This is a genomic window from Micromonospora sp. NBC_01405 (assembly GCF_045040155.1).
Lineage (GTDB): Bacteria > Actinomycetota > Actinomycetes > Mycobacteriales > Micromonosporaceae > Micromonospora.
This window is the reverse complement of sequence record NZ_CP109532.1, coordinates 1,879,314-1,899,783: the sequence shown is the minus strand read 5'-3', so window position 1 is coordinate 1,899,783 and position 20,470 is coordinate 1,879,314. Positions and strand designations below refer to the sequence as shown.

General features: G+C 74.3%; 20 protein-coding genes and 1 pseudogene. 19 read left to right on the top strand and 2 right to left on the bottom strand.

Annotated features, from left to right (window positions below; genetic code table 11):
* The first annotated feature begins 18 nt into the window (after nt 1-18).
* From OG559_RS07310 to OG559_RS07290, 5 genes are all read left to right on the top strand, one after another.
* Entirely contained in the window at nt 19-651 is a 633-nt protein-coding gene (locus OG559_RS07310) for a septum formation initiator family protein (protein WP_405116454.1), read from the top strand.
* 38 nt (nt 652-689) lie between these two features.
* Nucleotides 690-1,247 carry a DUF501 domain-containing protein gene (locus OG559_RS07305; protein ID WP_396669392.1) on the top strand — a complete coding sequence of 186 codons (558 nt, stop codon included), beginning with the start codon at nt 690-692 and terminating at the stop codon, nt 1,245-1,247.
* Between the two features lie 2 nt (nt 1,248-1,249).
* On the top strand, nt 1,250-1,762 hold the full coding sequence (locus tag OG559_RS07300) for an amino-acid N-acetyltransferase (RefSeq protein WP_405113680.1): 513 nt from the start codon (nt 1,250-1,252) through the stop codon (nt 1,760-1,762).
* An 88-nt stretch (nt 1,763-1,850) separates the two neighbouring features.
* Entirely contained in the window at nt 1,851-3,656 is a 1,806-nt protein-coding gene (locus OG559_RS07295; protein ID WP_405113678.1) for a hypothetical protein, read from the top strand.
* Nucleotides 3,657-3,678: 22 nt separating this feature from the next.
* Nucleotides 3,679-4,620, top strand: coding sequence for an exopolyphosphatase (locus OG559_RS07290; protein ID WP_405116452.1), 942 nt, complete (start codon nt 3,679-3,681; stop codon nt 4,618-4,620).
* Between the two features lie 1,215 nt (nt 4,621-5,835).
* Here the strand turns inward: OG559_RS07290 and OG559_RS07285 are convergent.
* The gene (locus OG559_RS07285) at nt 5,836-6,492 is read right to left on the bottom strand and encodes a hypothetical protein (protein WP_405113676.1); all 657 of its coding nucleotides are present in this window, start codon (nt 6,490-6,492) and stop codon (nt 5,836-5,838) included.
* 464 nt (nt 6,493-6,956) lie between these two features.
* Between OG559_RS07285 and OG559_RS07280 the strand changes: the two are divergent.
* The 14 genes and pseudogenes from OG559_RS07280 to OG559_RS07215 form a co-directional block, all read left to right on the top strand.
* Nucleotides 6,957-7,502: pseudogene (locus OG559_RS07280) on the top strand (serine/threonine-protein kinase); the annotation flags it as partial.
* Between the two features lie 303 nt (nt 7,503-7,805).
* Entirely contained in the window at nt 7,806-8,540 is a 735-nt protein-coding gene (locus OG559_RS07275; RefSeq protein WP_405116450.1) for a hypothetical protein, read from the top strand.
* Between the two features lie 40 nt (nt 8,541-8,580).
* Nucleotides 8,581-8,712 (top strand): hypothetical protein, encoded by a 132-nt coding sequence (locus tag OG559_RS07270; RefSeq protein ID WP_268926256.1) that lies wholly within the window; start codon nt 8,581-8,583, stop codon nt 8,710-8,712.
* A gap of 55 nt (nt 8,713-8,767) precedes the next feature.
* Nucleotides 8,768-9,100 carry a PadR family transcriptional regulator gene (locus OG559_RS07265; RefSeq protein ID WP_405113674.1) on the top strand — a complete coding sequence of 111 codons (333 nt, stop codon included), beginning with the start codon at nt 8,768-8,770 and terminating at the stop codon, nt 9,098-9,100.
* A complete protein-coding gene (locus OG559_RS07260; protein WP_405113672.1) occupies nt 9,097-10,131 on the top strand; it encodes an HAAS signaling domain-containing protein in 1,035 nt (344 codons plus the stop codon). The genes OG559_RS07265 and OG559_RS07260 overlap by 4 nt, the downstream gene beginning before the upstream one ends.
* Before the next feature lie 180 nt (nt 10,132-10,311).
* A complete protein-coding gene (locus tag OG559_RS07255) occupies nt 10,312-11,019 on the top strand; it encodes a hypothetical protein (RefSeq protein ID WP_405113670.1) in 708 nt (235 codons plus the stop codon).
* A gap of 269 nt (nt 11,020-11,288) precedes the next feature.
* Entirely contained in the window at nt 11,289-11,975 is a 687-nt protein-coding gene (locus OG559_RS07250) for a dienelactone hydrolase family protein (protein WP_405113668.1), read from the top strand.
* A gap of 19 nt (nt 11,976-11,994) precedes the next feature.
* Complete coding sequence (locus OG559_RS07245; RefSeq protein WP_405116448.1) at nt 11,995-12,708, top strand: uracil-DNA glycosylase; 714 nt, start codon at nt 11,995-11,997, stop codon at nt 12,706-12,708.
* Nucleotides 12,709-12,726: 18 nt separating this feature from the next.
* Nucleotides 12,727-13,473 carry a DUF4129 domain-containing protein gene (locus tag OG559_RS07240; protein ID WP_405116446.1) on the top strand — a complete coding sequence of 249 codons (747 nt, stop codon included), beginning with the start codon at nt 12,727-12,729 and terminating at the stop codon, nt 13,471-13,473.
* Nucleotides 13,470-14,051, top strand: coding sequence for a hypothetical protein (locus tag OG559_RS07235; RefSeq protein WP_405113666.1), 582 nt, complete (start codon nt 13,470-13,472; stop codon nt 14,049-14,051). Before OG559_RS07240 ends, OG559_RS07235 begins: the two co-directional genes overlap by 4 nt.
* Nucleotides 14,051-15,058 carry an AAA family ATPase gene (locus tag OG559_RS07230; protein ID WP_405113664.1) on the top strand — a complete coding sequence of 336 codons (1,008 nt, stop codon included), beginning with the start codon at nt 14,051-14,053 and terminating at the stop codon, nt 15,056-15,058. The genes OG559_RS07235 and OG559_RS07230 overlap by 1 nt, the downstream gene beginning before the upstream one ends.
* Nucleotides 15,055-16,431 carry a DUF58 domain-containing protein gene (locus OG559_RS07225; protein ID WP_405116444.1) on the top strand — a complete coding sequence of 459 codons (1,377 nt, stop codon included), beginning with the start codon at nt 15,055-15,057 and terminating at the stop codon, nt 16,429-16,431. The genes OG559_RS07230 and OG559_RS07225 overlap by 4 nt, the downstream gene beginning before the upstream one ends.
* A gap of 28 nt (nt 16,432-16,459) precedes the next feature.
* Entirely contained in the window at nt 16,460-17,032 is a 573-nt protein-coding gene (locus OG559_RS07220) for a hypothetical protein (protein WP_405113662.1), read from the top strand.
* Between the two features lie 103 nt (nt 17,033-17,135).
* On the top strand, nt 17,136-18,464 hold the full coding sequence (locus OG559_RS07215) for an NAD(P)/FAD-dependent oxidoreductase (RefSeq protein ID WP_405116442.1): 1,329 nt from the start codon (nt 17,136-17,138) through the stop codon (nt 18,462-18,464).
* 56 nt (nt 18,465-18,520) lie between these two features.
* On the opposite strand, the gene OG559_RS07210 is transcribed toward OG559_RS07215, so the two are convergent.
* Nucleotides 18,521-20,413: a hypothetical protein gene (locus OG559_RS07210; RefSeq protein WP_405113660.1), complete on the bottom strand. Its 1,893-nt coding sequence runs from the start codon at nt 20,411-20,413 to the stop codon at nt 18,521-18,523.
* Between the last annotated feature and the right edge of the window lie 57 nt (nt 20,414-20,470).

Here is a 20,470-nt window from a genome sequence, read left to right as displayed (position 1 = left end):
CGGGGGAGGGGTGTGACGATGCAGCAGCGCCGCACACCGGGTGGTCAGCGTCCCGCCCGCCGGCCGGGTAGCACCGGCCGACCGGGCGGGGCCCGCGCCCGGGCGTCGGTCCGCGACGGCGTCCGCGCGGAGGCGCGCACCGCCGGCCGGTCGCCCGGCTCGGCCCGCGCCGCCGACCAGGTTCGCTCCGCGAACCGTCCCGCCGCAGCCCGGCGCACGGCGGCCGGCGGCAGCGTGAAGCGGCTCTCCGCGCCCCACCCCCGGCGCTTCACCGGGCGGGCCACCGTGCTCTTCGCGGTGCTGATCGCGCTCGCCCTCGCCTACACCTACCCGGTCCGGGTCTACCTGGACCAGCAGGCGGACATCGAGCGGATAGAGGCGTCCCAGGCCGCCCAGCGGCAGTTGATCGCCGAGCGCTCCGTCGAGGCGGCCAAGTGGCAGGACAACGAGTACATCCGCATCCAGGCCCGGGAGCGGTTCTACATGGTCTACCCCGGCGAGGTCCCGGTCATCGTGCTCAACGACCCGGCCGGCGCGGCCCGGGACGCGAGCGGCGGGAAGGCCCCCGCCCGCCCGCAGACCCCCGACCCCTGGTACGACACCCTGTGGTCGAGCGTGCGGGCCGCGAACGCCGACCGCCCCGGCCAGTGAGCGCAGCACCACCAGAGCACCGACGAAAGATGGGCACCGTGACTGTCGTACCCCCGCAGCACCCGGCGGCGGACTCCGTACCCCCGCCGGAGCGGGAACCGGCCACCGAGCGCGACCTGGCCGCGGTGGCCGCCCAGCTCGGACGCACCCCGCGCGGCACCCGGGCGGTGGCCCACCGCTGCCCCTGCGGCCTGCCCGACGTGGTGGAGACGACCCCGCGCCTGACGGACGGGACGCCCTTCCCGACGCTGTTCTACCTGACCTGCCCCCGGGCGACCTCCGCGTGCAGCCGGCTGGAGTCGGCCGGGCTGATGAAGGAGATGGCCGAGCGGCTGGCCACCGACCCGGAGCTGGCCGCCCGGTACCGGGCGGCGCACGAGGACTACCTGGCCCGCCGGGCCGCGATCGGCGAGGTGCCGGAGATCGCCGGCATCTCGGCCGGTGGTATGCCCGGCCGGGTGAAGTGCCTGCACGTGCACCTCGGCCACGCCCTCGGCGCGGGCCCGGGGGTCAACCCGCTCGGCGACGAGACGTTGGCGCTGGTGGAGAAGTGGTGGGCCGCCGGCCCCTGCGTGGACGTGCCGGCGGACGAGTGACCATGCCGGCGTCCGACGAACTCGTGGTGCGCCGCGCCCGCACCTCCGACGTGCGGGGCATCCGGCGGCTGGTGGACACCTACACCGACGGCCGGCGGCTGCTCAGCAAGGCCACCGTCACCCTGTACGAGGACGTGCAGGAGTTCCGGGTGGTGGCCGACGGCGACGGCGCGGTGGTCGGCTGCGGTGCGCTACACGTGATGTGGGAGGACCTGGCCGAGATCCGCACGGTCGCCGTGGACCCGGCGTACCGGGGCCGGCGGCTCGGCCACCGGATCGTCGGCGAGCTGATCGACGCGGCCCGGGAGATCGGGGTGGCCCGGATCTTCGTGCTCACCTTCGAGACCCGGTTCTTCGCTTCGTTCGGCTTCGCCGAGATCGACGGCGCGCCGGTGCCGCAGCCGGTCTACGAGCAGCTGCTGCGCTCGTACGACGAGGGCGTCGCGGAGTTCCTGAACCTGGAGCGGGTCAAGCCCAACACCCTCGGCAACACCCGGATGCTGCTGCGCCTCTGACCGGCGTCACGGGATCGTCACGGCCGCCGCGGCAGGGGAGTCGGCGGGCCGTGCCGGGGCCGTCCGGGCCAGGGCGGCGCGACCGGCGTTGCGCTGGTCGTTGCTCGGCACCGGGCTGGCCGGGGTCGCCGCGGCGGGGGTGCTGGCGGTGTCGATCGGCGCGTCGCCGCAGCGCATGCCGGCGGGCGTCCCGCCGCTGGCCGGCGGGCAGCCGGGAGCGGTTGACAGCTCCGGCGACGCGAAGTCGCTGACGGCCCGCGACATTCTGCTGGCCGCGGCCAGCAGGGCGGAGCAGGCACCCGTCGAGACCGGCAGGTACTGGCACGTCAAGACGATCGACGTGCACGGGCCGGTGCTGGTGGGCACCGGCGCCGACCGGTGCTCGCTGCTGCGGAAAATCGTCAACGAGAGCTGGGACGCCGCTGCCCCGCGGGAGGCCAGCTGGAGCGGCGACCGGGATCTCGGGTCGCGGCCGCGCAGCGCGGACGACGAGCGGGCCTGGCGCGTGGCCGGTTCCCCGACCACGTGGAACATTGCCGTCGACGGCCCGACGAAGCTTTGGCGCGGGTGGGCGGTTTCGGGGCATGCTGTCCGGATGGCGATCCCGCGTCCGACGTTCCGAGTGCTCGCGGCGCTGCTGAGCGCCGTCGCACTGCTCGGTGCGGTGCGCCTGCTCATGCCCGCGACCGCCGGCCCGGACGAGCAGCCACCGGGGGTGGCCCGGCAGTTGACGTTCCTCCGGTCGGCGCTGGACGACGGCGCGGGCACCGACGCGCAGGCGATGTTCCCGGAGGGCTGGTTCTTCGCCCATGCTTTGTACGGGCTGGCCCGCGTGGAGCAGGGCCTGCGGTCCCCGGAGGTGGGGCGGGAGACGGCGCTGCGTGAGGCCCGGTGGGCGCTGGCCCGATTGGAATCCCCGTCCGGGCGGGAACCGTTCAGCCCCGAGTTGACCCCGGCGTACGGGGTCTTCTATCAGGGCTGGACGAACTGGCTGCGCGGCGGCGTGCTCGCCCTGCAACCGGCGGACCGGCGCGACCCGGCCGAGGTGGCCCGGTTCGCCGAGGCGTCGGCGGCCGTCGGGGCGGCGTTCGACGGGTCCGCCTCGCCGTACCTGGCCGCGTACCCGGGGCAGGCGTGGCCGGTGGACTCGACGGTGGCGATCGCCTCGCTGCGGCTGCACGACGCGCTGCTCCCGCCTCGCTTCGCCGGCACCGTGACGCGCTGGCTGGACGGGGTGCGACAGCGCCTCGACCCGGGGACCGGGCTGCTGCCGCACCGGGTGGAGTTGACCTCCGGTGCCCCGGCCGAGGTGGCCCGGGCGACGTCGCAGAGCATCATCCAGCGCTTCCTGGTCGACGTCGATCCGGCGTTCGCCCGGGAGCAGTACCTGCGCTTCCGGGAGCGGTTCGTGGCCACGCCGCTCGGGCTCGGCCCGGCCGTGCGCGAGTACCCGCACGGCATGGACGGGCCGGGCGACGTGGACTCCGGGCCGCTGCTGCTCGGGGTGAGCCTGTCGGCCACCGTGGTCACCCTCGGCGCGGCCCAGTCCCAGGGCGACGCCGCGCTCGCCGGGGCGCTGGCCAACTACGGCGACCTGGTGGGCCTGCCCGCCGACACCCCGTGGACCCGCCGGTACGCCCTCGGCGTCCTGCCGATCGGCGATGCGTTCCTCGCCTGGTCGAAGACCGCCCGCCCGTGGGTGGCCGACCCGCCGGATCCGCCCCCGGCCACGGTGCGCTGGTGGTGGCGGTTGCCGCTGCTGTCGGCGCTGCTGCTCGTCGGCGTCGCCCTGTGGCTGCCGGACCTGTTCCGCCTCGCGCGTCGCCGTCGATCATCGAGCGTCCGTCCGGCGGGGCGGGCGGCTGAGCCGGCCGGGGTGGGACGGCTGCCGTAGGGTTGCTGCCGTGACGACGCGCGTGGCCTCCATCGACTGCGGGACCAACTCGATCCGACTGCTGGTCGCCGACCTGCCCGACGCCTCCGCCGGGCCGGAGGCACCGCTGGTCGACCTGTCCCGCCGGATGGAGATCGTCCGGCTCGGCCAGGGCGTCGACCGGACCGGCCAGCTGGCCCCGGAGGCGATCGAGCGGACCCGGGTCGCGCTGGCCTCCTATGCCGCCGAGATCGAGAAGCTGGGCGCGGAGCGGGTCCGGATGTGCGCCACCTCGGCGTCCCGGGACGCCTCCAACGCCGGGGACTTCCGGGCCATGGTGGAGCGGACCCTCGGCGTGGCCCCCGAGGTGGTCACCGGCGACGAGGAGGCCCGCCTCTCCTTCACCGGCGCGGTGCGCGGCCTGCCCGCCGACGCCCGGCCGCCGTACCTGGTCGTCGACATCGGCGGCGGGTCCACCGAGTTCGTGGTCGGCACCCGCTCCGGCGGCGTCGAGGCGGCGATCTCGGTGGACATCGGCTGCGTCCGGATGACCGAGCGGCACCTGCACGGCGACCCGCCGGGTCCGGACGAGATCGCCGCCGCGCAGGCCGACATCACGGCCGCCGTGGATCGCGCGTTGGAGGCGGTGCCGGGGCGGCAGGCCGCCACCCTGGTCGGGCTCGCCGGCTCGGTCACCACCGTCGTGGCCCTCGCCGAGGGCCTGACCGAGTACGACCCGGAGCGCATCCACCACGCCCGGGTCTCGTACGACGAAGTGGCCCGGGTGACCGCCGACCTGCTCGGCAAGACCCGCGAGCAGCGGCTCGCCACCCCGGTCATGCACCCGGGCCGGGCCGATGTGATCGGCGCGGGTGCCCTGGTCCTCCGGGTGATCATGGAGCGCGCCGGGATGTCCTCGGTGGTCGCCTCGGAGCACGACATCCTCGACGGCATCGCCTGGAGCCTGCTGCCCGCCGCCGGCTAGCCGACCCCCGGCATCGCCGCTTCTCCGGCCCGGCGTCCGGCCGTCGCCGGCGCGATCGACCTGCCCGTCGCCGGCGTGATCGGTCGGCCCGTTGCCGACGCGATCGGTCGGCCCGTCGCCAGTGTGATCGGTCGGCCTGTCGCCCAAGATCATGCTCGATCTGGGATCGAGTGGCCTCCCCGCGCGCCCGATGCCACTGCACCCGTGTTCGAGCACGGTTTCGATCGGGTCAGGGTCCAGGGCCTTTTCGGCTTGACAGGCCCCAACGGGATGCCCGCGCTGCCGACATCATCGGCCCCTGCCGGGCGGCCCCTGCCGGGCGGCCTACCTCCCGTTGGGCACTGTGGAGCTGCCCCGTTTGTGCTATCGACGCAGTGGGCGCGTGGGCGGGGCAGCTCCATAGGGGCCGAAGGACAGGTCCCCGACCGGATGCGGGGGCGTATTTGTCAGTCTACGAGGGGTGGATCTGGGCGGACGGCTACCAGCTCGACCGGCGTGGGGACGCGATTGCCCGGCGGTCCCTGTTCGTCATGTTCGCTGGGTTGCAGTGGCTGAACAAGCCGGTGCGCGGATGTCTCCGGCGCGGTCGTCACCGCGTAATCGGCCACCCCGTCCCGCCGCCGCTCCCGTCCCACGGGAAGCCCCGTCCCGCCGCACTGGCCCCGCCCCAACCCTGCGGATCCCACCCGAACTAACTCCACCATCCGGGAACTCCGTTCCACGTCTTAGGATGGCCGGAGATCTTGGAAGGAAACGGCCCCTGAAGGGGCCGTTTCCTTCCAAGATCTCCCGTGCGGTCAGTCGCGGCCCCGGCTTGGCGCCGAAAATGGCGCTCCTGTTCGTGGTGTACGGCATGCGGGAGGGGCCTCGGTCTCGCCGGACCTCAGCTATCCCGCAGCTCCCGCGAATGCCCCGGAAGGGCACGCACCGATCAACTATCTGTTGGCCGGGAGCCGCCGCAGGTCCTCCCGCGCCGTGTTGGTCTCCGGTGGCAGTCGAGGCCACCGGAGACCAGGAGTCAGCGGCGCAGTCGCCGGTAGCGGCGAACCGCCAGCGGAGCGAACGTCGCGATCAGTAGCACCGGCCACGCCACCGCCAACAGCATCGCGTGCTTTGCCGGCCACGAGTTACCACCCAGGCCCGGATTGCCGAAGAGCTGACGTATTGCGGCGACGGTTGCGGGTACCGGCTACTCAGCCTCCGGGTCAGCGCGGACTAGGAATGCGGCTTGTCGACGTACCCGATCTCCTCCAGCTTGTTGCCAATGAGCCGGTAGGTGGCCGTCCGCTCGATCACCAACTCGACCATTGAGGCGTCGTCGGGTCGGGTCAGGTAGACCACCTGCGCCTGGCCGGCACTGATGGTGACCTTCTCGATCGGGGTGCGGTCGCCGAGGTCGACCGTGCCGACATAGGCCGGGGCGCCCTTGACGTTGCGCCAGAGCACGATGCCCCAGAATTTGCCCGTCCCGCCGCCGTCGAGCATGATCGCGCGCAGCGCGTCGGCGGCGCCGTCGCCGGTCAGGTCACCGATCGCGCAGGGCGGTTGCAGGGCGACAACCACGCCGTCCTCGCCGGCCCAGCGCCCCTCGGTCAGCGGGATCGGGTCGGGGTAGTTGTTGTACCGCACCTTGGTGCTGCCCAGCTCCGATTCGGCCACCTGGTCGCAGGTCAGCGCGGGGACCTTCGCGGGCGGCGAGACGTTGTCGTTCGCGCTGCTGCCGTCGCCGAACGGCGGGTCGGCCACCGGCGAGTCCGACGGCACGTTCGTACCGCCGGGGCCCGGCGTGGCGCCGCCGTTGACCTCGATCTTGCACCCGCCCGCCACGAGGACCAGGGCGAGCGCGGCCAGCGGCAGCAGCGTCCTGCGCATGGTTGTTCCTTTCGATGAAGTGGGCCGCAGCGTAGTGCGCCCCCGCCAGTGTCCACGGTGACGATGTCGAGCGTTCACCGTGGTGAATGAATCGCGCTGAAGGGGCGTCGATCACCTGGCCATCGTGATCAGACAACGCTGATGCGTCGCAGCCCTTTCCGCCTCTGTAGCATCGCTGCGACGACGAGGGGGTGCCGAGTGAGCGACATCATCCCGACCCTGCCCGCTCTGGGGCTGGAGTTCCTCCCTCTCGACCCGGAGGATCCCCGCTCGGTTGGTGACATCCGGCTGCTCGGCCGGATAGGCGAAGGCGGCATGGGCCGGGTCTACCTTGGAGTGACCCAGGCCGGCCGGGCTATGGCGGTGAAGGTCGTCAAGGATCCCTACTCGACTGATCCCTCGTTCCGTGCCCGATTCGCGCGTGAGGCCGCGATCGCCAAACGGGTCGGCGGCGTCTTCACCGCCCCCGTGCTCAGCCACGACTCCGAAGCCGCCCGCCCGTGGCTGGCGACCGCCTTCGTGCCGGGCCCCAATCTCGCCGTCGCCGTCGCGCGCCACGGAACACTGCCGCTGCACGGCGTGTGGCGCCTCGCCGCCGGGGTGGCCGAAGCCCTCAACGCCACCACGCCGCCGGCATCGTCCACCGTGACCTCAAGCCCGGCAACGTGCTGCTCGCCGCCGACGGACCCCGCGTCATCGACTTCGGCATCTCCCGGGCCGACGGCGAGCTCGACCTCACCCAGACCGGCGTCCGGATGGGCACCCCGTCCTACATGTCACCGGAACAGCTGCGCGGCGAGCGATCCACCCCTGCCACGGACATCTTCGCCCTCGGCTCCGTCGTCGCCTTCGCCGCCACCGGGAAGGCCCCTTTCCGCGCCGGCAGCGACGGGGAACTCGTCTACCGCGTCACCCAGGGCGAACCCACTCTCGACGGCATCACAGATCCGGGACTGCGGGAGCTGATCAGCCGGTGCCTGGCCAAGGAGCCGCGCCTGCGCCCCACCCCGCAGGACGTCATCGCCGCCTACATCGACCGCAGCGCGGCACCCGCCGGGCAGGACTGGCTCCCCGAAGGCCTTGAGGAAACCCTCCCCCAGATCGGGGCCGCTCTGACCATCCCGCTCAGGCCGCCCGGCATCGCACCGACCCTGACCACCCCCGCACCGACCCTGACCGCCACCGCACCGACCCTGACCGCCACCGCGTCGATCGGGCCGGACGGGCTGACCACCCTCACTCTCGGACGGGATACCGCTCCCGAGCCGGCCGCCGCGCAGCTGACGAAGCCACCGGATCTGACGACCCGTGCCATGCCGCCGACCGACACCCGGCGCCGGAAATGGCGTCGACCGGCTATCGCCGCGGCGATCGGCGTGCTCGTGGTGATACTGGGCGGGGCCTATCTCGCCGACGGCGACACGACACCCCGCGACCCTTCGGCCGACAGTTCACCGACCGCTGCTGCCGTCGTGGCCGCCTCCGCCCCACCTGCCAGCGGGGCCGCCCGCCCTTCCGACGTTCCCCACGCGACCGGTACGACCGGCGCGCCCGGCGGTGGCCCATTGGCGGCTGGCAGCCCTTCGGCCGGCCCGACGCGGGACAAGGGCGATCCGGGCACCGCGCGACCGACCAAGGCCACGCCGCGCACCTCGGCGTTGCCCTCGGGGCCGTTCAATCCCGACAACATGGTGATCGTGAGCTCCGACGGCACCGTGCTCAGCGCCACCGGCACGAGCGACGGCTCGAAGGTGGTGACCACCGCCTGGCGGAGCCTTCCCGGGCAGAGGTGGCAATTCGAGTCGTCCGGCGATGCCCTGGTCGTGAAGTCCGCACCGGCCAAGCAGCTCACCGTCGGCTACGACGGGGTCGGCGTGCTGTCATCGGTCGGCGGTGGAAACGGCTTCGCGTGGGTCTACGACTCGGCGAGGCGTCAGCTCCGCAAGCGGAACACGAGCGGGTGCCTGACCTCCCAGGGCCCTGGCCAGCAGGTCACCTATGGCGTGTGCAGCAGCAACCAGAACCAGCTTTGGCGGGTGGTGTCGTGAACTTCCCCCTGCGGTCCTGAAGCGGCTCCGCCCGTCCGGTGTGCTGCTGGAGTTGTCCGCCGGCGACGACCCGGAGCGCTGGCCGATCGACCTGGCGCAGGTTCGGGCGCTGGTGCACGTACTGCGGGATCTGCTGCGGGTCGCGGACGGCGCGGCGCGGCGTGCGACCTGACCCGCGCGGCGCGTCTCTTTGACGCTACTGCGCATTGCGCACTAGTGTGTAATGCGTGGACACCACACAGCTGTTGAAGGGCGTGCTGGATCTCGCGGTCCTGGCCGTGCTCCGGGAGGAGGACGGCTACGGTTACGACATCATGCGTCGCCTGCGGGAGTCCGGCCTGGACGAGGTCGGCGACGCGTCGGTCTACGGCACGCTGCGGCGGCTCTTCGCCGCCGGCCTGCTGACCACCTACGTCGTGCCGAGCGAGTCCGGCCCGCACCGCAAGTACTACTCGCTGAACGCGGCCGGCCGGGACCAGTTGACCCGCTCCGGCAAGATCTGGCGCTCGTTCGCCACCACCATGGACACGCTGCTCGACGATCGGGGGGTGACGGCATGACCGTCATGGAGCAGGAGATCGCGGACTACGTGACGCGGGTCCGGGCAGCGCTGGCCGACCTGCCGCCGCCGGTCCGGGACGAGTTGACCGAGGACCTGGCCGAGCACCTGGCCGAGGTGGCCGCCGAGGGCGACGGGCCGCTGGCCGACCGGCTGGGCACGCCCGAGGCGTACGCGGCGGAGCTGCGGACGGCGGCCGGGGCGGGGGGTCCGGCCGCCGTCCGCAACCTGGACCAGCGGGCCACGGCCGCCGCCGCCTCGCTGCGCGCCCGGCTGCGGGTGGTCGACCGCAATCTCGGCCCGGTCCTCGGGTACGCCTCGGCGAGCGAATACCTGCGGCTGCTCCGCCCGGCGTGGTGGGTGCTGCGCGGATACCTGGCCGCCATGCTGATCACGATGATCACCACGGGTGCGCCGTTCGGGCTGCTGCCGAGGCTGGGCGGCAGCACGCTCGCCGCGCTGCTGCTCCTGGGTGTCTGCGTCGTCGCGTCGGTGTGGCTGGGCAGGCGCACCCCCACGCTGGGCCGCTGGCCCCGGATCGCGCTCCGCGCGGGCACGGTGGGCCTCGCCGTCTTCGCGTTCGCCGGTTTCGTGGACGCGGACGACCGGCTCGGCTGGAACGAGTCCGGCTACCAGCCCACCTCGGAACAGGTGCCGTACGTCCGCGACGTCTTCGTCTACGACAGCGAGGGGCGGCTGGTGGAGAACGTCCGCCTGTTCGACCGGGAGGGCAACTCGATCCGGCTCGGGTACCCGGAGTGCGAGCGCGAAGGGCTGCCCGAGTTGGGGGCGGCACCCGCGTACCCGTACTGCCCGGAGCATGCGCCGTTCCGTTCCGGGCCGGTCGGGCCGCGCCCGTCGTCCAGCCTGCCGACCCTGGGGCCGGCCCCGTCGCCCGCCGTGCCGACCGAGGGCCCGACGCCGTCCGGCGCGCCGACGGCCGGGCCGCCCCCGTCGCCGGCGGCGACCATCGACCCGCTGCCCAGTGCCAGTGTGCCGGTGCCGACCGCATCGCCCACGCCCACCTCCTGATTCACACCCACCGGCCACGCGTCGGGGTGTCCGGGCCGCCGGACGCCCCGACGCGCTCGTCCGTGACCCGGGGGAACCGGGGGTGGAAATTGGCTGAACGGACGAGCCGAACGGGACAGCGCCCCTCGATGTTGATCGCTACGGTGTCGTCTGCTCATCCACCCCTCGGAAGGAACCTCAGTGCCAGAGCAGGTCGCATCGCCCCCCAACCCGCCGTCCGAGGACGCGCCGCGACCCGCCGACCCGCCGGCCGCCGCCAAGGCCGACCCGCCGGCCGCCGCCGAGCCCGCTGCTGAGTCCGCCGCCGCGCAGCCCGTCGGGCCGCCGGCCGCCGCCGAGTCCGCCGCCGCTGGGCAGCCCGCCGGGCCGCCGGCCGCTGGGCCGCCCGCCGCCGGGCTGCCGGGAGACTCCGCGTCGGCCCCGGCCGGGCTGCCGGGCGACGCCGTTCCGGCCGCCGAACTGCCGAAGCAGCCGGAGGGGGAGCCGGAGAAGAAGCGGTCCGTCGGCCGCAAGGTGCTCGGCGTGGTCGGCGTGCTGCTCGCCGTCGGCGTGGTCGCGGCGCTCAAGTTCGGCGTCGGCTCCGCCGTGGCCACCGCGTTCGACAAGGACGGCACCGCCGACGCGAAGACGGGCGACTGCCTCGCCGAACTGCCGGACGTGGCCGAGGGCGAGCGCAAGGACGCCAGCGGCGCCGAGGTGGTCGCCTGCACCTCCAGCCAGGCGGCGTACACGGTGGTGGGTCGGGTGAACGGCCAGACCGAGGCCCAGGCGCGGACGGGGAAGGCCTGCGAGCCGTTCCTCAAGCCGGGCCAGGAGGGCTACTTCTTCTACAACATCAAGCCGGGCAGCACCGGCTACCTGCTCTGCCTGACGAGGAAGGCGGCCTGACCGGGCCGGAACGACGTGCCGTTCCGGACCCGAAACGGCCCCGGCGCCGGCGGCTGACGGCGGCGCGGGGGGACCGCGCCGCCGTCGGTGTACCCGGGAGGCAACGAGCGGGTGAGAGCCGTCGACATACCAGGTGTCACCGGCGGGGGGACAGGAGGTGAATGCCACTGTTCCGGCGTCTTCCCGACGGCGGTCGCGGCGTGGCAGGCTACCGACACGTAGGTACACCCTGCGACCAGCCAGCGTTGACTGACCGCTAGGAGGACCCGATGGGCGAGATGGTGAGCTACGCCAGCAACGGGGGGACGCGCGAGGGGTATCTCGCGATACCTGCCGCGGGCGCGGCCGGCCCGGCGGTCGTCGTCATCCAGGACTGGTGGGGCCTCGTGCCCCACATCCGGTCGGTCGTGGACCGGTTCGCGGAGGCCGGCTTCGTCGCCCTCGCCCCGGACTTCCGGCACGGCCAGCCGGCCAGCCGGCCGAGTGAGCCCCGGCACATGCTGAACAGCGCGCAGATGAACGAGGCGGCGGCGGACGTCGCCGTCGCGGCGGAGTACCTGGCCGGCCGGCCCGAGGTCGCCGGCAAGGCCGGTTGCGTCGGGTTCTGTGCCGGTGCCAGCCTGGCGCTCTGGGCGGCCACCCGGTCCGAGCGGATCGTGGCCACCGCCGCCTTCTACCCGCGACTGCCCTGGGACGGGATGAGCCCACAGTGGAGCGGGTACGCGGGCAAGGATGCCGTCATCCACTGCTCGGAGGCGGACGGCACCTCCACCGCCGACGGCGTGCAGACCGCCCGCCGGGCCGTGGAGACGGCCGGCGGCACCTGCCAGACGTACGACTACCCGGGCACCGCGCACGCCTTCTTCAACGAGGACCGGCCGGAGAGCTTCGACCAGCGGGCCGCCGCCACCGCCTGGGCCCGCACCCTCGAACAGTTCCGGGCGAAGCTTGGCTGAGCCCCGTACCCCGGGCGAGGTGGTCGCGCGCGCCGCGCGGGCGGCCGACCTCGCCGACCTCGACGGCGCGGTCAGCGACTGTTTCGCCTGCCCGCGCCTGGTCGACTGGCGGGAGGAGGTCGCCCGGACGAGGCGGGCGGCGTTCCGCGACCAGCGGTACTGGGGGCGGCCCGTGCCCGGCTTCGGCGCGGCCGACGCCCGGCTCGCGATCCTCGGCCTGGCCCCCGCCGCGCACGGCGGCAACCGCACCGGGCGGATCTTCACCGGGGACCGCTCCGGCGACGTGCTCTTCGCCGCGCTGCACCGCGCGGGCCTGGCCAACCAGCCGACCAGCGTCGCCGCCGACGACGGCCTGGCTCTGCGCGACACCCGGATCTTCGCCGCCGTGCGCTGCGCTCCGCCGGACAACAAGCCCACCCCGGCGGAGCGGGACACCTGCGCGCCGTGGCTGCACCGCGAGGTCGCGCTGATCAGGCCCACCCTGCGCGTCGTGGTCGCGCTCGGCGCGTTCGCCTGGGCCGCGTGGTGGCCGGTGTTGCGCGAGGTGTACGGCGTTCGCCCGCCCAGCCCTCGACCGGCTTTCGGCCATGGGGCACACTGGTCCGGCACGACCGCACCGGCGCTGCTCGGTTGTTACCACGTCAGCCAGCAGAACACCTTTACCGGGCGGTTGACCCCGGGGATGCTGGACGACGTGTTCGCCCGGGCGAAGCAGTTGGCCGGGGTGGACTGACGGCGTGGGGCGGTGGCGATGGACCTCAGCGTGCTGCGCAGGTGGTGGCCGGTCGGCGCGGTGGCCGCCCTGCTCGCCGTCGCCGCGCTGGCCGCCGGCCACTCGTCGCTCGGCGCCAGCCGCATCCCGCCCGCCGACAACATCCCGTACGTGCCGGACTACCCGTCGACGCAGCCGCCGCCCTCGATCCCGGTCGAGCCGCGCGACGCCGGGGAGGCCACCCGCGCGCACATCCCCGAGTGGCTTGGCACCGTCGCGGTGGTGCTGCTCGGCCTGGCGATCGCCGTCGCCCTCGGCTACCTGACCTGGACCCTGGTCCGGGGGGTGGCCCGCCGCACCACCCGGGCGCTGCCGTCCAGCAGGGCCCGGCGCACCGCCGAGGGAACCGCCCGCGAGGTGGTCGCCGCGCTCGACGCCGGCCTGGTCGAGCTGGACGACGCCGACGTCGACCCGCGCACCGCCGTGATCGCCTGCTGGGTGCGCCTGGAGGAGGCCGCCGACGCGGCCGGGGTGGTCCGGCGGACCGGGGACACCTCCACCGACCTGGTGACCCGGCTGCTGCGCGGCGACCCCGAGGCGGGGATCCCGGCGATCGTCAGCGCCGACGTGCTGGCCGAGTTCGCCCACGTGTACCGCGAGGCCCGGTACGCCACCCGCCCCGTCGACGAGCGCACCCGCGACCAGGCTCGGGCCGCGCTGCGCCGGCTGCGCGGCGAGCTGACCGTCGTGGCCGCCGGCGAACCGGTCGAGGGGGCGTCGGCGTGAGCGCCAGCATCGACGACCTGCTCGCCTTCGAGGAGGAGCCGCCGCCGCAGGCCCGGGTCACCCAGGGTGGCCGGGTCAGGGGCGTGCTGCGGACCCTCGCGGTCACCGGGGCGCTCACCGCGGTCGCGGTCGCCGGGCTGCGCACGGTCGGCCTCCAGGTCTCGCTGGTGGTTGTCGTCGCCGGGGTGGTCGCGTTGCTCGCCGTCCGCCGGGTCACCGCCGCGCTCGCCCCGCCGCCCCCGCCCCGGGTCGGGGCCCGCGCGCCCGCCGGTGAGGAGGACGGCAACTACCACTGGGCCGCCCGGGACGCGCTGCGCGCCGCGATCAACGGCTGGGAACGGCCGCTGGACTGGTCGTCGGGCCGGCCGGAGCGGTTCGCCGAGCGGCTCCTGCCCCGCCTCGGCGAGCTGGCCGACGAGCGGCTGCGTCAGCGGCACGGCTTCACCCGCGAGTCCGACCCGGCCCGCGCCCGGGCCCTGCTCGGGGACCGGCTCTCGACGTTCCTCGACACCCCGTCCCGCCGCACCCCGTCGCCGCGCGACCTCGCGGCGATCGTCGCCGAACTGGAGAAGATCTGATGAACGACGTGGACCGCACCCTGCCCACCGTCGAGGTCGGCCGCCTGGCCCGGGCGGTGCTGGACGCGGTCGGCTCGGTCGTGGTCGGCAAGCGGGAGACCCTGGAGCTGGTCCTCGCCGGCATCCTGGCCGGCGGCCACGTGCTGCTGGAGGACCTGCCCGGGTTGGGCAAGACGCTGACCGCCCGCTGCTTCGCCCAGGCCCTCGGGCTGGACTTCCGCCGTCTCCAGTTCACCCCCGACCTGCTGCCCGCCGACGTAACCGGCTCGTTCCTGTACGACCAGCGCAGCGGCGACTTCTCCTTCCGCGCCGGCCCGGTCTTCACCAACCTGCTGCTCGCCGACGAGATCAACCGGACGCCGCCGAAGACCCAGTCGGCGCTGCTGGAGGCCATGCAGGAGAAGCAGGTCTCCGTGGAGGGCGTCACCTACCGGCTGGACGAGCCGTTCCACGTCCTGGCCACCGCCAACCCGATCGAGTACGAGGGGACGTACCCGCTGCCGGAGGCGCAGCTCGACCGGTTCCTGCTGCGGGTGTCGTTCGGCTACCCGGACCGGGAGGAGGAGTGGGACGTGCTGCGCCGGCGGATCGCCCGCCGCCGCGAGGAGGCCGAGATCAAGCCGGTCGTCGACGCCGCCACCCTGCGGGCAATGCAGGCCGCGCTGGAGGACGTGGTGGTGGAGGACTCCATCGGCCGGTACATCGTGCAGTTGACCGCGGCCACCCGGGAGCACCCGTCGGTGCTGGTCGGGGCTTCTCCGCGTGGCTCGCTGGCGCTGCTGCTGCTGGCCCGGGCCAGGGCGGTCTTCGCCGGCCGGGACTACGTGGTGCCGGAGGACGTCAAGGAGGTGGCCGCGCCTGCCCTGGCGCACCGGATCACGCTGCGCCCGGAGATGTGGCTGCGCCGGGTCGACCCGTCCTTCGTGGTCGGTGAGGTGCTCGACCAGACCCCGGCCCCGGCCAGCGGCGCGCTTCCGAGCTACGCCGCCGACGGGCCGGGACGCTGACGGCCGTGCCCACCGACGAGGGGCAGCAGCCGGCGGCGGGCTGGGCGCCGACCCGGGCGCTCGGCCGGGCGGTGCTGCTCACCGGCCTGCTGCTGATCGCCGGGGTGTTGCTCGGCCGGGTCGACCTGGTCGTGCTGGCCGCGCCGTTCGCGCTTGGCACCGCGTACGCGCTGCGCCGCCGGCCGACCGCCGGGCCGCAGGTGTGGGTCGCCGCCGACGAGGCGCACCTGGTCGAGGGCGGCGAGTTCACCGGCACGGTCACCGTCGGCAACCCGGACACCGTGGGGTACGACGTAGCCGTGGTCCGCACCCGCGTCTCGCCCTGGCTGCTGGTCGAGCGCGCCCAGGTCGGCGGGGCCCGGGTCGACCTGTCCCGCAGCGGGGTGGACCGGCCCTTCGTCACCGTCGTGGACACCGGCACCGCCGTCGACCTGGAGCTGACCGGGAAGGCCCGGCGCTGGGGCCGGCACCCCGTCGGCCCGGCCGGCGCCCGGGTCGCCGCCGCGGGCGGGCTGCTGGTCTCCCGGGCGGCGGTCACCGAGCCGGTCCGGGTGCGGGTGTATCCGAGGACGGAGCCGTTCGAGGCGGTGGAGGCGATGCCCCGGGCCGCTGGCCTGGTCGGCGCGCACCACTCCCGCCGCCCGGGCGAGGGCGGTGAGCTGGCCGGCGTGCGGGTCTTCGGCCCCGGCGACCGGCTGCGCCGCATCGACTGGCGGGTCTCGCTGCGGGCCCGGCAGCTGCATGTGGCGGCCACCCTGTCGGACCGGGACGCCGAGGTGGTGGTCCTGCTGGACGTGCTCGCCGAGGCGGGCCGCTCGGGGGGCGTCGGCGGGGCCGCCTCGGTGTTGGACACGACCGTCCGGGCCGCCGCCGCGATCGGCGAGCACTACCTGCACCGGGGCGACCGGGTGGCGATGCTGGAGTACGGGCCGGCTGCCCGCCGGTTGCGCGCCGCGTCCGGCCGGCGACAGTACCTGACGCTGTTGGAGTGGCTGCTCGACGTGCGCGCCGAGGCGTCCCCGCACGAGCCGTACGACCAGATCTTCGGGCCGCACCTGCTCTCCTCGGACGCGCTGGTGGTGGTGCTCACCCCGCTGCTGGACGAGCGGTCTGCCCAGATGTTGGCCCGGCTGGCCCGGTCCGGGCGGTTCGTGGTGGCCGTGGACACGCTCCCGGCCGACCTCGCACCGCCGGGTCGGCAGGGCTGGGCCGAGGTGGCCTTCCGGCTGTGGCGGCTGGACCGGGACACGATGATCGGCCAGCTCCGCGAGCACGGCGTGCCGGTGGTCCGCTGGGCCGGCGCGGGCAGCCTGGACCAGGTGCTGCGGGACGTGGCCCGGCTCGCCACCGCCCCCCGGGTGGGCACCCGGTGACGGCCGCGAGGACAAGGGGGCGGAACCGGTGAATCCGGTCGAGGTGGTGACGGAACGGGCCAGGGCGGCGCGCTCGGCGGTGATCCGGGTGAGCCTGGCGCCGCTGCTGGTCCGCGTCGGAATCTTCGGCACGGTGCTGGCCGGCCTGCTGCTGGCGTACCCGGTGCAGGTCCTCCTCGCCGGGCGGCCGCTGGCCACCCTCGTGGTGGTGGCGCTGCTGCCGGCGGTCGGGCCGCGCCGCGTCTGGCCGACCTTCGCCGCCCTGGTCACGGTGGGCGGGTGGCTGCTGTCCACCGAGGGGTACGGCCAGCCCGTCGCGCTGTGGCGGCTGCTCGCCGTGGCGGTGGCGCTCTACCTGGCCCACTCGCTGTGCGCGCTGGCCGCCCTGCTGCCGTACGACGCGGTGGTGGACCCGGAACTGATCGTGCGCTGGCTCACCCGGGCCGGTGGGGTGCTGCTCGCCTCGGCGGTGCTCGGGGTGCTCCTGGTCGAGGTGTCGGGCGTCGGTGGGGACCGCGGCTTCCTCGCCGCGACCGTGGTGGGACTGCTGGTCGCGGTGGCGCTCAGCGTGCTGCTGAGGTGGCTGTTGCGTCGCAGATAGCGGGACGGCGGGAGGACGTCGCGCAGTTCACAGGTGTTGTGCTCCGTCACAGAAGGGGGTCTCGGACGGGATTACCCGACTCGCCCGGGGAAAGATGGATGACGTGAACCCGAAGCGGATCCTTGTCGTCGGTGCCGGGCACGTCGGTCTCTACGCCGCCCTGCGTCTGTCGAAGAAGCTCTCCTCAAGTGAGGCGGAGGTCGTCGTCGTCGACCCGCAGCCTCACATGACGTACCAGCCGTTCCTCCCGGAGGCGGCGGCGGGCAACATCTCCCCCCGGCACTCCGTGGTGCCGCTGCGGCGGGAGTTGCGCCGGTGCAAGGTGGTGGCGGGTACGGTCACGCGGATCGAGCACGACCGCAAGGTGGCCACGGTGCAGCCGATCAGCGGCCCGACCACGGAGATCGCCTACGACCACGTGATCGTGGCCCCCGGCGCGGTCTCCCGGACGCTGCCGATTCCCGGCCTGCACGAGCACGGCATCGGCTTCAAGACCATCGGCGAAGCCATCTACCTGCGCAACCACGTGCTGGACCGGCTCGACGTGGCCGCCGCCACGCCGGATCCGGAGGTCCGGCGCAGCGCGCTGACGTTCACCTTCGTCGGCGGCGGGTACGCGGGCATCGAGGCGCTGGCCGAGATGGAGGACATGGCCCGGGACGCCCTGCGCTACTACCCGGAGCTGAAGCCGGAGGACATGCGCTGGGTGCTGGTCGAGGCGACCCAGCGGGTGCTGCCCGAGGTCGACCGGGACATGGGCGCCTACACCGTGCAGCAGCTGCTGAAGCGGAACATGGACATCCGGCTGGACACCCGCCTGGAGTCCTGCGTCGACGGGGTGGTGAAGCTCTCCGACGGTGACAGCTTCCGCTCCGACACGATCGTCTGGACGGCCGGCGTCAAGCCGTCGCCGATGCTCGACGCGACCGACTTCCCGCGCGACGAGCGCCGCCGGGTCACCTGCCTGCCGACCCTCCAGGTCGTCGACGGCGACCGGGTGGTCGAGGGCGCGTGGAGCGCCGGCGACTGCGCGGCGGTGCCGGACCTGACCAAGGAGCCGGGCAACTTCTGCTCGCCGAGCGCCCAGCACGCGGTGCGCCAGGCCGCCCGGATGGCCGACAACATCGCGAACGTGGTCCGCGGGCGCCAGCCGGTGGAATACAAGCACAAGCACGCGGGCAGCGTGGCGAGCCTCGGCCTGTACAAGGGCGTGGCCCAGGTGTACGGCATCAAGATGACCGGCCTGCCGGCGTGGTTCATGCACCGGACGTACCACATGAGCCGGATCCCGTCGTTCAACCGCAAGGTCCGGGTCGTGGTCGACTGGTCGCTGGCGTTCTTCCTCAAGCGCGAGGTGGTCGCCCTGGGTCAGTTGCACGACCCGCGCGAGGAGTTCGTCGAGGCGTCCCAGCCGGCCGCCCCCCGCGTCTGAGTCGCACGAAGAGTGGGCCCCCTCGCCGACGAGGGGGCCCACTCTTCGTGGGGGCCTCAGACCCGCCAGATCCAGGCGTCGGCGATCCGGGTGGACGGGCCGTAGAGCTGGTCCAGGACGGCCCGCAGGTCGTCGGCGCGCGGCGTGCTCTCAGCCAGCGCGAAGCAGGACGCGCCCCAGCGGTCGGCGTCCCGGGCGGCCTGCTGGCGCTCCGCGTCGCCGATCACGGGCCGGCCACCCTGCTCCGCCACGTTCGTGAGCAGGGCCGACGTCGGTCGCTTCCAGGTGCCCATGGCGGCTGTGTCGCCGCGGCCGTACGGGCCGATGAAAAAGCCCTCCGGCATGCCGAAGGCCGCGTCCGCCGCGGTCGCCCAGCGCATCGGCCACGGCTCCTTCGGGGTGGGCAGCGGCACCGGCACCAGCACCCCGCCGGGCCGGACGCACTCCTGCCAGTGGCCGCCGGTGACGAACTCGGGAAGCGCCGGCCGCTCGGCGGTGGGCAGCGGCGCCGGCAGGACCGGCAGCAGCGCGATCCCGACCGCCGCCGGGACCAGCCGGCGGGTCGTCCCGGCGGCGCGCAGCGCCCGGTCCACGGCCAGCACCAGCAGCGTCGCGATCACCGGCAGCACCCCCAGGGCGAACCGCATCGGCAGCGCCCCGTCGACCACCGGCAGGCCGCCGAGCAGGGCGTACGGGCCGGGGACGGTGGTCCGGTCGCCGTCGAGGACCACGTCCGGGCCGAGCGAGAGCGCGCCCATCGCCAGCGCCCCCGCCGCGCAGGCGATCACCAGCGGGCGGCGGCCCAGCCAGACCGCGCAGCCGACGGTGACCACCAGCAGCGGCCAGCCGAGGAAGGTGTTGTACTCCGCCGGCCCGGTGGTGAGCCGGGCCGCCTCGTCGCTGCCCATCACCGACAGCGGGGAGACGGTCCACCAGCTGCTCAGGTCGGCCGAGAAGTAGTACGGGCTGAACATCCCGTCCGCGACGCCCAGCGGGCCGGCGAACTGGAACCACAGCGGGTAGCCCAGCACGAGCAGGGCCAGCCCGGCGGCGAGCAGCATCCCGCCGGCGAAGCCGGGCAGCGCCCGGCGCAGCAGCGCCCGGTCGGCCAGGGCGTACGCGACGGCCATCACCAGCAGCGTCACCGCGCAGAGGAAGAGCACCTCCTCGCCGACGAAGACCTGGACGCTGACCGCGGCGGCCAGGCCGACGGCGGAGGTGAGCATCCGGCGCCGGTCCGGGCCGACCCGGGCCGGTCCCGTCCCGCCCGCGCCGCGCATGTCGCCCGCCCGGCCCCGGGGGCGGCCCGCCCGGCCCAGCGGGTCGGCGGCGCGCAGCAGCCGGACCACCAGCCAGACGATCACCGGGACCAGCCACTGCGCGGTCATGTGCAGGTGGCTGTTGGTTTGCGAGATCATCCCCGGGCCGAAGCCGCACAGCCCGGCGCCGAGCGCGGCGGCAAACCGGCGGGCCCCCAGGACCCGGGCGAAGAGCAGGTGCCAGGCGAACGCGGTGCCGGCGAGGTTGAGCGCCGCGAGCAGGGCGAAGGTGACCGGCGCGCCGAACAGCAGGGTCACCGGGGCGAAGAGCACGCCGAGCGCGATTACCGTGGTGTTGGCCATCAGGTTCACCCCGTCCGGGGCGTTGAGCCGGTCGGTGAGCAGACCGAAGTCGCCGAGCAGGGCGCGCGAGTCGACGGCCAGGAACCATTCGTACAGGGCCTGGTCCTCCGGGTTGAGCGCCAGCACCCGGCCGGCGGGGTCCGGCCACAGGCCGTGGGTGAGCCAGACCGCGAGGGCCGCGAAGAGCAGACCGACGAGCAGGTCGGCCCGGTTCCGGGCGGCGGCGGCCCGGAGCCTGGCCCACCGGGAACCGGCCGGAGCAGGGGCATCGGAACGGAGTGCTTGTGCGGGGGCGGCGTCGGGGGCCGTGGGGGCTGCGCTGCTCACGCCTCGACCCTAGTGCGGCGGCGGTGACGGGGTACGCCGGGTGGTGGCGGACCCGCT

Coding starts and splice junctions, on each gene's coding strand:
- OG559_RS07230 (WP_405113664.1), top strand. CDS start 14,051: ATGAACGACGTGGACCGCACCCTGCCCACCGTCGAGGTCGGCCGCCTG.
- OG559_RS07240 (WP_405116446.1), top strand. CDS start 12,727: ATGGACCTCAGCGTGCTGCGCAGGTGGTGGCCGGTCGGCGCGGTGGCC.
- OG559_RS07285 (WP_405113676.1), bottom strand. CDS start 6,492: ATGCGCAGGACGCTGCTGCCGCTGGCCGCGCTCGCCCTGGTCCTCGTG.
- OG559_RS07260 (WP_405113672.1), top strand. CDS start 9,097: ATGACCGTCATGGAGCAGGAGATCGCGGACTACGTGACGCGGGTCCGG.
- OG559_RS07275 (WP_405116450.1), top strand. CDS start 7,806: ATGCCGCCGACCGACACCCGGCGCCGGAAATGGCGTCGACCGGCTATC.
- OG559_RS07310 (WP_405116454.1), top strand. CDS start 19: ATGCAGCAGCGCCGCACACCGGGTGGTCAGCGTCCCGCCCGCCGGCCG.
- OG559_RS07250 (WP_405113668.1), top strand. CDS start 11,289: ATGGGCGAGATGGTGAGCTACGCCAGCAACGGGGGGACGCGCGAGGGG.
- OG559_RS07300 (WP_405113680.1), top strand. CDS start 1,250: ATGCCGGCGTCCGACGAACTCGTGGTGCGCCGCGCCCGCACCTCCGAC.